This is a genomic window from Acinetobacter brisouii CIP 110357 (genome assembly GCF_000488275.1).
Classification (GTDB): Bacteria; Pseudomonadota; Gammaproteobacteria; order Pseudomonadales; family Moraxellaceae; genus Acinetobacter; species Acinetobacter brisouii.
The window spans coordinates 2205512-2219444 of sequence record NZ_KI530762.1 but is presented as its reverse complement, the minus strand read 5'-3'; the positions used below and the strand labels follow the sequence as shown (position 1 = coordinate 2219444).

General features: G+C 41.5%; 15 protein-coding genes. 12 read left to right on the top strand and 3 right to left on the bottom strand.

What is annotated here, in order from left to right; genetic code table 11:
• The first annotated feature begins 463 nt into the window (after positions 1–463).
• Together P255_RS10705 and P255_RS10700 are read left to right on the top strand one after the other, a co-directional pair.
• Positions 464–1300: a methyltransferase domain-containing protein gene (locus tag P255_RS10705; RefSeq protein WP_004902026.1), complete on the top strand. Its 837-nt coding sequence runs from the start codon at positions 464–466 to the stop codon at positions 1298–1300.
• A 148-nt stretch (positions 1301–1448) separates the two neighbouring features.
• Positions 1449–1760: an ankyrin repeat domain-containing protein gene (locus P255_RS10700; protein ID WP_004902024.1), complete on the top strand. Its 312-nt coding sequence runs from the start codon at positions 1449–1451 to the stop codon at positions 1758–1760.
• A 61-nt stretch (positions 1761–1821) separates the two neighbouring features.
• Here P255_RS10700 and P255_RS10695 read toward each other — a convergent pair whose 3' ends face one another.
• Positions 1822–2355: a lytic transglycosylase domain-containing protein gene (locus tag P255_RS10695; protein ID WP_044450661.1), complete on the bottom strand. Its 534-nt coding sequence runs from the start codon at positions 2353–2355 to the stop codon at positions 1822–1824.
• A 309-nt stretch (positions 2356–2664) separates the two neighbouring features.
• Between P255_RS10695 and P255_RS10690 the strand changes: the two genes are divergently transcribed.
• The 7 genes from P255_RS10690 (at position 2665) to hisC (ending at position 9658) form a co-directional block, all read left to right on the top strand.
• Positions 2665–4122 (top strand): RNA polymerase factor sigma-54, encoded by a 1458-nt coding sequence (locus P255_RS10690; RefSeq protein WP_004902020.1) that lies wholly within the window; start codon positions 2665–2667, stop codon positions 4120–4122.
• Between the two features lie 160 nt (positions 4123–4282).
• Positions 4283–4621 (top strand): ribosome hibernation-promoting factor, HPF/YfiA family, encoded by a 339-nt coding sequence (gene hpf, locus P255_RS10685; protein WP_004902018.1) that lies wholly within the window; start codon positions 4283–4285, stop codon positions 4619–4621.
• A gap of 139 nt (positions 4622–4760) precedes the next feature.
• Positions 4761–5012, top strand: coding sequence for a BolA family iron metabolism protein IbaG (ibaG, locus tag P255_RS10680; RefSeq protein WP_004750547.1), 252 nt, complete (start codon positions 4761–4763; stop codon positions 5010–5012).
• A gap of 6 nt (positions 5013–5018) precedes the next feature.
• A complete protein-coding gene (murA, locus tag P255_RS10675; protein WP_004902017.1) occupies positions 5019–6278 on the top strand; it encodes a UDP-N-acetylglucosamine 1-carboxyvinyltransferase in 1260 nt (419 codons plus the stop codon).
• A gap of 3 nt (positions 6279–6281) precedes the next feature.
• Entirely contained in the window at positions 6282–6977 is a 696-nt protein-coding gene (hisG, locus tag P255_RS10670; protein ID WP_004902016.1) for an ATP phosphoribosyltransferase, read from the top strand.
• A gap of 231 nt (positions 6978–7208) precedes the next feature.
• Positions 7209–8516 (top strand): histidinol dehydrogenase, encoded by a 1308-nt coding sequence (gene hisD / locus P255_RS10665; protein ID WP_162183195.1) that lies wholly within the window; start codon positions 7209–7211, stop codon positions 8514–8516.
• A 56-nt stretch (positions 8517–8572) separates the two neighbouring features.
• Positions 8573–9658 carry a histidinol-phosphate transaminase gene (gene hisC / locus P255_RS10660; protein ID WP_004902014.1) on the top strand — a complete coding sequence of 362 codons (1086 nt, stop codon included), beginning with the start codon at positions 8573–8575 and terminating at the stop codon, positions 9656–9658.
• A 175-nt stretch (positions 9659–9833) separates the two neighbouring features.
• Here hisC and P255_RS10655 read toward each other — a convergent pair whose 3' ends face one another.
• Both P255_RS10655 and P255_RS10650 read right to left on the bottom strand, forming a co-directional pair.
• On the bottom strand, positions 9834–11186 hold the full coding sequence (locus tag P255_RS10655; RefSeq protein WP_004902013.1) for an anthranilate synthase component I family protein: 1353 nt from the start codon (positions 11184–11186) through the stop codon (positions 9834–9836).
• A 96-nt stretch (positions 11187–11282) separates the two neighbouring features.
• Positions 11283–11831, bottom strand: coding sequence for an NUDIX hydrolase (locus P255_RS10650; RefSeq protein WP_004902012.1), 549 nt, complete (start codon positions 11829–11831; stop codon positions 11283–11285).
• Between the two features lie 107 nt (positions 11832–11938).
• Between P255_RS10650 and P255_RS10645 the strand changes: the two genes are divergently transcribed.
• The 3 genes from P255_RS10645 (at position 11939) to tsaB (ending at position 13922) form a co-directional block, all read left to right on the top strand.
• On the top strand, positions 11939–12556 hold the full coding sequence (locus P255_RS10645) for a CoA pyrophosphatase (RefSeq protein ID WP_004902011.1): 618 nt from the start codon (positions 11939–11941) through the stop codon (positions 12554–12556).
• Between the two features lie 37 nt (positions 12557–12593).
• Positions 12594–13133 carry a gamma carbonic anhydrase family protein gene (locus tag P255_RS10640; RefSeq protein ID WP_004902010.1) on the top strand — a complete coding sequence of 180 codons (540 nt, stop codon included), beginning with the start codon at positions 12594–12596 and terminating at the stop codon, positions 13131–13133.
• A 126-nt stretch (positions 13134–13259) separates the two neighbouring features.
• Positions 13260–13922 (top strand): tRNA (adenosine(37)-N6)-threonylcarbamoyltransferase complex dimerization subunit type 1 TsaB, encoded by a 663-nt coding sequence (tsaB, locus tag P255_RS10635; protein WP_004902009.1) that lies wholly within the window; start codon positions 13260–13262, stop codon positions 13920–13922.
• Positions 13923–13933: the final 11 nt, after the last annotated feature.

The window sequence follows — 13933 nt, the reverse complement described above, 5'->3', positions numbered from 1 at the left end:
GCTATTTAAAGGTAATGTTTAAAACTTTCTATATTAAAAATACTCTAATCATAATTTTTATAAATACATAGTGGAAGCTAGAAATAACACTGATTTTTCCTGATCAATCAATTCCTGTTTATGTTAGTTTTTCTTCAATTGGCCTTCACATTCTTGATGAAGGAGATTTGCTAAATTATTGGGATGATGAAAGTTGTGTTCCAGGATGGATATGGAGGATAAATTCTGGTGGCTAGTTTGACCAGAAGTCTGAACGTGATGGCTTTCTTCAGGGACAGTTAGCCAAGGGTGGAAGTGAAAGGCCACATGAGTATCTAATTCTTGGAAAAAATGGCTGTGCTAGTATTTTTAGTAGAGAAGAGCCACAAATTTGGATGGCTGAATAAGTGGTTTACTTAAATTAAAGTTGGTTCACAATAAAATTTAACTCATAAAGTTAAGCCACATAAGAAGGAACTTGTGTATGCAAACTACGATTAACGAAGCAATCCAAACGCATTATCATCAAACTCACCACGATTTAAGTGAGGTCATATTGGCTGCACTTGAAAAATCAGGAAAGGATTTAAGCTGTTTAACACTTGAAGATCTAGCACCAATTGATGAGTTTCATATCCGAGGAAGAGTAGCGATGCTCGAACTGGCCCGAGCAGCTGGGCTAGATGCAACAAAGTATGTACTCGACGTAGGTAGTGGAGTAGGCGGAACATCACGTTGTCTTGCTAAAGAATTTGGCTGCCGTGTTACAGGTATTGACTTAACAGATGATTATTGCAAAGTAGCTAAAATACTCACTGCTAAGACTGATCTTTTGAACCTAGTAGATTTTCAACAGGCTGATGCAACACAACTACCATTTGATGATCAGACATTTGATGTCGTATGGACGGAACATGCTGCCATGAACATTTCTGATAAGGCTCAATTATATAAAGAGATGTATCGGGTATTAAAGTCGGGCGGTACACTTGCTATCTACGATGTTCTTGCTGGCTCATCGGAATCAGTTATTTTTCCAGTGCCATGGGCACGAACAGCCGATACGAGTTTCCTTGTTCAACCTGCTGAATTGCATCAGCTTCTTGTTAATACAGGATTTACGATTACGGATTGGACAGACACAACGGAAGTGGCACGTGAATGGTTTGTGAGGCTTGCAGAAAAGATTAAAAACCAAGGTTTGCCACCTCTTGGATTTCATATTCTGCTCGGAAATGATTTTCAATTGATGGCTCAAAATCAGCGCCGGAACCTAGAAGAGGGGCGAATTGTACTTGCACAAGTGATTGCAAAGAAATAAAAGCCATCTAATGTTGATATATTAAAGCTAGAAAGTCAGTTTGTTCGGCATTCTACATTAGATTCTCGTCAAATTTTTATCTAGATGTGCCATGCAATTTAGGTTTTAATTGTATTAATAGAGCCAAAACAAAAACTGGTTAAATCATATGAAACTCAATTCTTTTACTCCGATTCCTGAAGATGATGAAGAACTTCATCTACCTGAGCTTGTTTATTGGTCATCTTTAGGTGATATAGAACAAGTTGAACAATTATTGCTAGATGGTTCAGATCCAAATCAGACGGATGATGAAGGGTATAGTGCGTTACAAGCTGCTGCTGAAAATGACCATTTAGATGTGGTCAGATTGTTGGTCAGTAAAGGTGCAAGAATCGATCATCGAGTTAAATATACGGCACTTGAACTTGCGGAAATGGCTGGAAATACAGATGTTGTCGCATTTTTAAAATCCTTATAACTCATTTAATAATACATAAGCCTAATCTCTTGATTGGGCTTAAATCTATTTCGTTTGAAATTTATAATGCTGCCTTTAACTCTTTTTCGTGACGTCTAACCTGACGTGCATATTTCTTGGCTTTATGTCGTGTCCAAAAACTGGATTCATAGCCTGTTGGTCCAACATTATAATAAGCTGTGGCTTTAAACCAACTTCCAGATAATTCATGGTAGTGATTTAAAATATAGGCACTGCATTGAATATTAGTCGCTTCATTGTATAAATTTCCCACACATTTTTCTTGCCAATAGCTTGGAATAATTTGTGTAAGACCAACTGCACCAGTTGCTGAGTGTGCTGCACTATTGTAGTTAGATTCTTGTTTAATAAGTGCAGCAACCAGTAATGGAGGGACTTGGTATTGGTCGGCACTTTGAATAATCATTGGAGAAAGTCGCTGTGCTTTGGATGGCGATACTGTATAGGCCTTTTGTAGCCCTGAAGATAGACGTACAGAACGAGAGGCAACCGAGCCACTATGTGGTCCAAGACTGGTGCAGCCTACTAATGTTGAAAGTAATGTTATTGGTAAAATGTTATTGAAATAAAAAATTTTTTTATTTTGAGTAAGCAAAATTTAAATCCTAAGTGTATTGAGAATACGAAGATATTAATTTTCTTCAATTTATACGGTCAAGCATCGATAACTCTTTTATATCAATTCAAATGGTTGGTCTTTTATGCGCTTCAGTGCTGTAGGCTTATTTAAATCTATTTAAAATTGATAGCAGTGAGTATTTATTTTTTCTGATTTTCAGAGTCAGGCATAATTTACGTTTTCTTGTATGTTTTTTATTAACTATATGCTATAACCATAAGAACGGCATAAAAATTGCTTGGGTCTCTTGGGATAGAAATCTTTATGAAGTTGTCTGTAGGATTAAAAATTGCCAACTCATTGTCGCTCACGCCACAATTGCAACAGGCTATCCGACTTTTACAGCTTTCTAGCCTTGAATTAGAACAAGAAATTCAAATTCAGTTAGAAAGTAATCCATTACTTGAAAAAGTCGAAGAGTTGTCGAGTGCCGATGCCGATAGTAACAGTGAGGCAGAGCATGAGTATGAAAATAAGGATTTAACCCAAGAGTTAAATGCCGACTATTTACCTGATGATTTACCTGTTGATACCGACTGGGATGAGGTCTATACCCATCAATCGACAGCATTGGGCGCAGCAGAATTTGAAGAGCGTGAAGATAATCGCCAAAGCCATTTGAGCTTGCAAGAACACATGCTGAATCAGGTCAATTTATTGCATTTCTCTAAAATTGATCAATTGATTGCCTATTGTATTATCGACTCATTGGATGAAAAAGGTTTTCTGGATGCTGAGATTGAAGAAATTACAGCGTCATCACAGCATTTATTACAAGAACTAGATTACGATGACATTATTGAAGATGACGAAGTTCTGGTTGTTTTAAAGCATTTGCAACATCTTGATCCGATTGGAATTGGCTCACGTAATTTAGCAGAGTGTCTAAAAATCCAGTTGGAATATCTGCCAGCAACGACGGCTTCACGTTATGAAGCTTTGAAAATGCTTGAGTATTATCCATTACTGGTTGCGAATGATATTAACAAACTGATGAAACAAACTGGATTAAATGCAGAGCAATTAAAAGCTGCCATTAATTTGGTTAAAACTTTAAAACCGTATCCAGGTAGTGATTTTGATTCAGGAGAGTCTGAATACCAGATTCCTGATGTCGTCGTGATGAAAAAACAGGATCATTGGCAAGTTCAGTTGAATCCAGATGTCATGCCAAAATTACGCATTAACTCGTTTTACTCGAGTATGATTCGCCGCGCTGACCAAAGCTCGGATAATCAGTATTTACGTAATCAGATGCTAGAAGCCAAAAATTTTATTAAGAGTATTGATGAGCGCCATAAAACTTTGCTGAAAGTGGCAAGTTGTATTGTAAGGCATCAGAAAGCCTTTTTAGAGCAAGGCCCAGAAGCGATGAAGCCTTTGGTACTGCGGGATGTTGCTGAAGAAGTTGAGTTACATGAATCTACAGTATCTCGGGTGACGACCAATAAATATATTTTGACGCCGCGCGGTTTGTTTGAGCTGAAATATTTCTTTTCAAGTCATGTCGGCACAACAGCAGGTGGGGAATGTTCGTCAACAGCGATTCGTGCCATGATTAAGAAAATGATCTCGGTGGAAAACCCACGTAAGCCATTGTCTGATAACGCAATTGCAAATTTGTTGAAAGAAGATGGAATTGATGTTGCACGGCGTACGGTTGCCAAATATCGTGAATCACTGAACATTCCGTCATCTTCTGACAGAAAAGTATTGATTTAAACAGGTGAATTTGTTAATTCTAAAGATTCATTATGACAACATGATGAATTTGTTTTCTTGGAGTGGCTCAACATGATCGAATGATAGTCAAATGAACTGAGATTGCATTCATCATGAGCCGTGACGATCTTTATCCTGAGCATTAATGAGGGATAGTGGTATGCAATTAACAATTCGTGGACATCATTTAACAATTACACCTGCGATAGAAGAAAATATTCGCACCAAGTTTGACCAGATGACCAAACATCTTGATCAGGTTAATAGTATGCAGGTGAAACTCTCTAGAGATCATCAACTGGATAAACGCTCTCGTAAAGGCAGTGCCAATCATATTGCTGAAGCGATTGTTCGTTTACCTGGTGTGGAATTTTTTGCACAAGCCTGTGCTGATGATATGTATACTTCCATTCAGAAATTAACTGAGAAAATGAAAAAACAACTGGAAAAGCATCGTAAAATGCAAACGATTTTTCCACAAGTTATTGTTCCAGTTTAATTTTTAACTTAAGGAAAAGAGGTTTTTTATAAACCTCTTTTTTTATGGCAATTTTACGATTGCCTAATGAATAATTTTTTTCAGATATAGTAAAATAACCAGCTTTTACAACGTAGGTCTTACACGAGGTCTTTTAACCATGAATAGTGAACAGCTCACTGAAATTTTGAAAGCAACTTTTCCACATGCGGAAGTTGTTGTGAGTGGACAAGCGGGAAAGTTTGACCTACGTATTGTCGATGATCAGTTTGAAGGTAAACGTCCAGTTGCTCGTCAACAAGTCGTTTATGCACCATTGAATGATTACATTGCCAGTGGCGAAGTGCATGCCGTAACCATTCGCGCAATGACAAAAGAAGAATGGCGCAAAGCTAGCTTGTTTGGAGCTTAAGGATTTATGGATAAATTTCTGATCCAGGGTGGTCAAAAGCTAGAAGGTGAAGTACGGATTTCTGGGGCAAAAAATGCGGCATTACCGCTATTGGCTGCTACCATTTTAGCCGATTCACCGATTCGCATTTCTAACATGCCAAACCTACGCGATGTCAATACACTAGTGAAGCTGATTGCAGGCTTGGGTGTTGCCATTGAATATGCTGGTGATACAGTTACAGCCGATACTTCAACACTCAACAACCAGTTTGCACCGTATGATTTGGTCAAAACCATGCGTGCATCGATTTTGGTGCTTGGCCCATTGGTTGCGCGTTACGGTGAAGCGAAAGTATCTTTACCGGGTGGTTGTGCCATTGGTTCACGTCCTGTAGATCAACATTTAAAAGCACTTGAAGCTTTGGGCGCACATATCGAAGTTGAGAATGGTTATGTACATGCCAAAGTTGACGGGCGCTTAAAAGGTGGCGAAGTCATCTTTGATATGGTGACGGTCGGTGGTACGGAAAACATTTTGATGGCTGCTACACTGGCTGATGGTGTAACGACTATTCGCAATGCTGCACGTGAGCCTGAAATTACCGATTTAGCAAACATGTTGATTAAAATGGGCGCTAAAATTGAAGGTCTAGACACTGACACCTTGGTTGTGACAGGTGTTGAGAGTTTACATGGCTGTGACTATGCCGTGGTCGCTGACCGTATTGAAACAGGTTCATACTTGGCTGCGGCTGCAATTACAGGTGGGCGTGTCAGAACGACACATACCGATCCTGCCTTGTTGGAATGTGTCCTCGACAAGTTTGAAGAAATGGGTGCAGAAGTTACCCGTGGTGAGGACTGGATCGAATTAGACATGCAAGGCAAACGCCCTAAAGCCGTCAGCTTCCGCACTTTACCGCATCCAGATTTTCCAACGGACATGCAAGCTCAGCTCATGGCAGTCAATGCGATTGGTCGTGGTTTTGCAACAATTTCAGAAACCATTTTTGAAAACCGTTTTATGCATGTTCCTGAATTGTCACGTATGGGCGCTAATATTCAGGTGGAAGGCAATGATGCGGTGGTCACAGGGGTTGAGAAACTTTCTGCAGCACCTGTCATGGCAACTGATTTACGCGCGTCATTTTCACTGGTATTGGCAGCGCTTGCCGCAGAAGGTGAAACCCTGATCGATCGTATTTATCATATCGATCGTGGTTATGAGCATATTGAGGCGAAACTGCAAGGTATTGGCGCAAAAATTAAACGAGTAAGTGGATAAGAAATGAACGAGTTTAGAAACGATGATCCAAATTTTAACGTCATGGGTAATTTTGATCATGGTTTAACTTTAGCACTCAGTAAAGGTCGAATTTTAAAAGAAACTTTACCTTTACTGGAAACTGCAGGCATTAATCTGCTTGAAGACCCAGAAAAATCACGCAAATTGATTTTCCCAACGACGCATAAACTGGTTCGTATTTTGATTTTACGTGCTTCAGATGTGCCAACGTACGTGGAAAATGGTGCGGCAGATTTGGGTGTTGCTGGTAAAGACGTATTGATGGAACATGGTGCTCAAAATGTCTATGAGCCATTGGACTTGAAAATTGCCAATTGCCGTTTAATGACTGCTGCCAAAGTGGGAATGGTTCACCCGCAAGGTCGTCTCAAGATTGCCACCAAATATGTCAACTTAACTCGTCAATACTATGCAAGCTTGGGCGAGCAAGTCGACGTGATCAAACTGTATGGTTCTATGGAATTAGCACCATTGGTTGGTTTGGGTGATTATATTGTTGACGTGGTGGATACTGGAAACACTTTGCGTGCCAATGGTTTAGAGCCACTTGAAGAAATCTGTAAAGTATCTTCTCGCCTGATTGTGAATAAAGCCAGCTTTAAACGTAAACAAGCCTTGTTGAATCCAATTATTTCGCAGCTTGAAATTGCCGTGAATGAGCGTCAAAAGCAAAAATAATTGCTTGTGAATGAAAAACCCGCCAAATTTTGGCGGGTTTTTTATGCTCAAAATAATATGGCGCTTAGAGCGTGAAGATTCTTGTCATTGAACGAATTTTTATCGTGCTCCATTTTTATCTATCTTCATAAAAGTAATTTTCCATCAAGCTTTTGTGATAGATGTTGAGATGTTATCCACAAGTCAGCTGAAACAGGGTAAACTAAAACCTCATTTTTGTTTAAACACCTTGTGGGTAAATTGATGCGACGTTTATCGACTCAAGCGCAGGACTTCAAGCAAGCCTTCGCTGATTTATTGGCTTTTGAAACAGTCAATGATCCAGAACTGCTCAAAACTGTAGACCAGATTATTGCCGATGTGCGCCAACATGGCGATGCACATGTACTTAAATTAACTCAGCAGTTCGATCGACATCCAGCGCATCAATTTTCAGATCTTGAATTGTCTCAAGCTCAGCTTAAAGCTGCATTTGAGGGTTTAAACGCAGAAGTGCGTGAAGCGTTGGAACTGGCTGCCAATCGTATCCGTTCTTTTCATCAGGCACAAAAGCAAGATGGCTGGAGCTATGTGGATGATCTGGGTAATACCTTGGGTCAGAAAGTCACTCCATTAGATCGTGTTGGGATTTATGTGCCAGGTGGTTTGGCGTCTTATCCATCGTCAGTGCTGATGAATGCCGTACCTGCACATGTTGCGGGTGTCCCTGAAATTATCATGGTAGTGCCTGCACCGAATGGTGAATTGAATCCGCTAGTGTTAGCTGCTGCCTATTTGGCAGGGGTACATCGCGTGTTTACCATTGGTGGTGCGCAAGCGGTTGCAGCATTGGCATACGGTACAGAAACCATTCCTCGTGTTGATAAAATCACTGGGCCAGGGAACCGTTTCGTGGCTGCGGCAAAACGTGCGGTGTTTGGTCAGGTTGGTATTGACATGATTGCAGGGCCATCTGAAATTCTGGTGTATGCCGAAGGTCAAAACAATGCCAAATGGATCGCGATGGATGTGTTATCACAGGCAGAACATGACACCGTGGCGCAAGCGATTTTGATCACGCCAGATGAAGATTTCTTAAACGAAGTGGCTGAAGCGATTGAAGAACATTTGGCTGCATTGCCAAAGGCAGAGATTGCGCGTACTTCAATTGCCAACCGTGGTGCATTGGTGTTGGTCAAGGATCGCGCAGAGGCAGTTGAACTGATTAATCAGGTTGCACCTGAGCATTTGGAGCTTTGTCTGGATGATGCAGAAGCTATGAGCCAAGACATTCGTCATGCGGGTGCGATCTTTATGGGACGTTTTACCCCTGAAGCGATTGGGGATTACTGTGCAGGGCCAAACCACGTTTTGCCAACATCAGGTACAGCACGCTTCTCGTCACCACTGGGTGTTTATGATTTCCAAAAACGCTCAAGCTTGATTATGTGTTCTGAGCAGGGTGTAAAAACGCTGGCGAAAACGGCAGACATTTTGGCGCAAGAAGAAAATCTGGATGCGCATGCCCGTTCTGCACGTTACCGCTATCAGCCTGCTTAACCATCTAAATATGTATCAAGGGCTGTTCTTTTTCAGCCCTTTTTTGAGATTGCACTATGAATATTTCAAATCAGCAAATGCGCTTCTGGAGTCCAGAAGTTCGCGAGCTTGAGCCTTATGTTCCAGGCGAACAGCCGAAAATTCAAAATTTACTCAAACTGAATACCAATGAAAACCCATACCCACCATCACCAAAAGTTGTCGCTGCAGTACAAGCGGTATTGGCAGACGGAGCGGATGCGTTACGCCTGTACCCAGACCCTGATGCAAGTGCTTTAAAGCAAGCCATTGCAACACAGCAGCATGTCGATGCTTCACAGGTTTTTGTGGGGAATGGTTCAGATGAAGTTTTGGCGCATATTTTTAAGGCTTTTTTCCTGCAGGATCAGCCAATTTTATCGCCTGATATTTCTTATAGTTTTTACCCCGTGTATAGCCAGTTCTTTGGTGTAAACACGAAAACTGTGCCATTAAATGAGCAGTTTGAAGTGGAGGTTGCTGATTATCAGCAGACAAATGGCGGGATTATTATTGCCAATCCAAATGCACCGACCAGTATTGCCTTATCACTCGATAAAATCGAACAGTTATTGCAAGGCAATCCTGACCGTGTTGTGGTGATAGACGAAGCTTATGTGGACTTTGGTGCAGAGTCAGCGGTGGCATTGGTTAACAAATACGAAAATCTGGTGGTGTGTCAAACGACCTCAAAGTCGCGTTCTCTTGCAGGTTTACGGGTTGGGTTTGCGATTGCACAACCACATTTGATTGCGGCACTCGAAGCAGTCAAAAACAGCTTTAACTCGTATCCGATTGACCGTTTTGCGATTGCGGCCGCGGTTGCTTCGTTTGAAGATCAAGCGTACTTTGCCGAACACTGCCAAAAAGTGATTGATTGCCGTGAGCAGTTGGTTGCAGATTTGACCAGCGTTGGTTTTAAGGTATTGCCATCGAAAGCCAACTTTATTTTTGCAACACACCCTGAACGTGATGCAGGCGAGTTGGCGACTGAGTTACGAGCGCAAGGTATTATCGTGCGTTATTTCAATAAGCCACGTATTAATCAATACTTGCGTATAACGGTTGGCACGACTGAGCAAAATCAGCGTTTGGTTGATACCTTGAAAAATCAGATTTTGTAATAGACTTTTCCATCCATCTATTATGTTTCTCTTGCACTAAATTGAAATATATTTCAATTCAGCTCAGGGAGAAAGGCAAAGAGGGTGTAAATCATGATGAGAAAAGTCTAATTTTATTCAAAAAAACTCGCAGTTTCGGCTGCGAGTTTTTTATAGGTTAAACCTCAAAATAGGTTTAACTTTGCCATGTATTGAGTAAATTGAGCATGGCAGAAATTTTGTCAAAACATTCCTGATATTCCGCTTCCGCTTGTGAGGCAATGGTAATGCCGCCGCCTGCCCACATCGATATTTCCTGCTGATACTTTTGTACTGAACGGATCAGAATATTCCAGCGTCCCGTACCATCTTGGTTAAAATAGCCCAACGAACCACAATAAGCACCGCGTGGTTGCTGTTCCAGTTCGGCAATAATTTGCATGGCACGAATTTTCGGTGCGCCTGTAATTGAACCGCCTGGCAAGGCTTTGAGCAGCATTTGCATAGGTTGAATTTCAGACTTCAAATTCGCCTGAATCTCGCTGACCATATGATGTACTTGTTCAAAACTTTCAATTTCAAACAGTTTGTTGGTTTTGACTGTGCCAATTTCAGCATAGACACTCAGGTCATTACGCAGTAAATCCACAATCATCAGGTTTTCAGCCTGATCTTTTTCAGACTGGCTCAAGCGCTGTTTCGACTCAACATCGAGTACTGGGTCGCTATAACGGGGCATGGTGCCTTTGATTGGACGAGTAACAATCTGTTGCTGTGCCTGAAAATCAATAAACAGTTCAGGCGAACAACTGAGCAATTCAAATGCACCAATTTTCAGATAACCTGCATAAGGCGCATTGGTCAGTTGCCAGAACTGCTCAGCAGTTTTAAGCAATAAACCTTGTGCCTGCCCAATAAATTGCTGGGTCAGATTAATCTGATAACAGTCACCCGCACGAATATAGTCAATGATGTGATTGAATGCCTGAATATATTCAGTTTTTGACCAACGTGCCTGACAGGCCTGAGTCAGTTGAAATGCTGTTTGAGGTACATCGATGCAAATCAAGTTGTGTATTTTTTGAAAAATTTGCTCAGCGATTTCAGCTTTTTCTAAACTATAAAATACCCAGCCTTGTGTATTTTCATATTTTAGAAAAGACAAATATTGCCCTAGATATAATGCAGGCTGGGCATGTAACGGTGCTTCAATATCTTGGCGAGCTGCGTAGTCGTAACCGATAAAACCCATCCATCCCCCTTGAAACTGGGTTGCAGTTGACTCTACTGGATTGGACTGACACTGAATCCAGTCTTCAAGTGACAAATGTTGCGCCTGAGCTTCATAACCAAATTGTGTATCGCGCACAAAATGCTGGGTGTGTTGATGTTGAATCAACTGGTATTGTTGCGGTAAAAACGCAATGACAGGATGATCATCATCATTCAGATAAATCAAACCTGTGAGCTGTTGTAAACGCAGCAATAGATCGGCTGTGGAAAAGTCAAATTGTGATAGTGCTTTTTGCAGGGAATAGCAACTGGACATATAACAATAGGTTGCAAAAAAGAAAGGCAAATAGTGAAGCAATTAACGCAGATAATCAATGCCTAGTCGGGGCTAGGCATAATGAGGTAACTGGTTTTAGCCTGTTTCGTCAATCCGCGTACCAATGGTTTCCATATGCATTGGAAACTGGTCAGATTTACGATCAGCAAAATAATGCTGCAAGGTGTGTTGCACACTTGGGAAGGCTAAATCATCCCATGGAATCTCATTTTCGGCAAAAAGGCGACATTCGATGGTTTCAGGGCCTGCACCAAATTTCCCATCTTTTAGTGAGGCTTTGAACAGCACATAAATTTGCCCGATACGGGGAATGTTGTACATACAGTACAGTTTTTCAATATCAATTTCGGCTTCAGCTTCTTCAAAGGTTTCGCGTGCAGCACCTTGTTCCATGGTTTCAAACAGTTCCATGTAACCCGCGGGCAATGTCCACAAGCCATAACGTGGTTCAATCGCACGGCGACATAGTAAGACTTTATCCTGCCAAGTCACTAAAGCACCACAAATAACCTTTGGGTTTTCATAATGAATATTGCCACAATGTGTACAGACTTGACGAAATTTACTATCGCCCAAGGGGATTTGATCGGCTGTAGGGTGTCCACATTTTACGCAGCAGTTCATAATGAATGATCGGTGAAAAAAGAGATGGTTCAGCATAACTGAAAAATCGAGCTTTCGCATCATTTGCATGAGCGTTGAACAGGGAACAGCAAAAAATAGGTGATGACATGAGTACGAAAACATTGATTGATCATTTACAGCAACAGTTACGTTTTGCCCGACATGTAGAGCCTGCACAGGCAGCGGTACTGATCGCCATTACCAAAGAAGATGATCCTAAAGTTCTGCTGACTCGTCGTTCTAAACATCTGAATCAACATGCAGGAGAAGTGTCTTTTCCTGGGGGAAAACGCGATCCTGAAGACAGTAGTAATATTGCGGTTGCACTGCGTGAAGCACATGAGGAAACGGCATTAAACCCTTATGATGTTGAGTTAATTGGTGATTTGCCGATGCAGCAATCCAAAAGTGGTCTGACGGTTAAACCTGTGGTCGGACTCATTCCTGCCCAGATTGAACTGGTGGCACAGCCTACTGAAATTGATCGGATTTTTTTTGCTTCACTACGAGAGTTGATGGAAACACCGACGCAACCGCATGCAGTACAGTATCAGCAGCAAACGTTATATTTTCCGAGTATGCATATTGAAGAAGAGATTGTTTGGGGACTCACCGCACGGATGCTGGTCAGCTTATTCAAATATGGTTTAAAGTACGATAAGGAATGGCCATTTTTGCTGAACATGGCGCCACTTTCAGTCGATTTACACGCAATGACAAAGTGACAAAATTCAATGTCACAACAATAAGGAAATCAGAATTATGATGTATAAGTTTCAGGGATATACGCCAACAACTACACAGCAGCCGTGGAATGGCTGGATTGCAGAAAGCGCAACCGTGATTGGTCGGGTTGAATTGGGGCGTCAGGTCAGCATCTGGTTTGGTGCGGTGATTCGGGGTGACAACAGTCTTATTCGGATTGGTGATTTTAGTAATGTGCAGGACAATGCAGTACTGCATACCGATGCAGGAATTGATTTAAGCATTGGCAAATATGTCACGATTGGACATAAAGCCATGCTGCATGGTTGTAGTATTGGTGATAACACCTTAATTGGCATCAATGCCGTGATTTTGAATCATGCCGTGATTGGTAAAAACTGTATTATCGGTGCGAATGCTCTCATTCCTGAAGGCAAAGTCATTCCAGATAATTCTGTGGTCATGGGTTCACCTGGAAAAGTAGTGAAAACTGTTGATGCTGCAGGCGAGGAAAAACTCAAACAAAGCGCTTTGCATTATGCTGAACATTTTAAAAAGTATTTGAATCTAGAGCCGTATTGGTTTCATCAGGATTAAATAAAGCAGGCTTAAGCTGCAAATCATAAAACAATGCTAAGTTTGTACTGGGTATTTTTATATTCGCGAAGTATGGACGACTAGAGTATCATACGTGCGTTTTGTATTTTGTAATGTAGGGCATGCATGAAACTGCTAGCACTCGAAACAGCAAATGAACACTGTTCAGTTTGTCTGGTCGAAGATTCACATTCTGTTTTTTTTGCACTGAATGAACAAGCCAAAGCACAAACGCAAACTTTGCTCCCAATGATTGAACAAGGTTTGAGTCAACAGGGCTTAACAACGTCACAACTCGATGTGATTGCATTTAGTCGTGGGCCAGGCTCATTTAGCGGTGTGCGAATTAATGCAGCAGTGACACAAGCGCTGGCATGGGCAAATGATCTTCCCGTTATTGCTGTATCGACTTTGCAAGCCTTGGCTCAGGCAGCTTATCGGGTCTATGGACTGCGTGAAGTGACTGCGGTTTTAGATGCACGGATGAAAGAAGTCTACATTGCTAGTTTTCAACTGGATGCAGACAACATTATGCAACCTGTTGATCAGGAACAGTTACTTGATTATGCAACTGCTGTTCAAGCGCAGCGTTTTACGCTGGTTGGTTCAGGTAGCCATCTTTTAGATGCTGCAAGTCAATACAATACACTTTGCCCAAACGCACAAGATATCGCCACAATCGCCATACCTCAAGCACAACAACAACACTGGGTGAGCGCCGAGTATGCACTGCCTGTGTATTTACGTGACAATGCCTGGAAAAAGATTCCAGAGCAAGGTAAACCTTAACTAGGACAAAA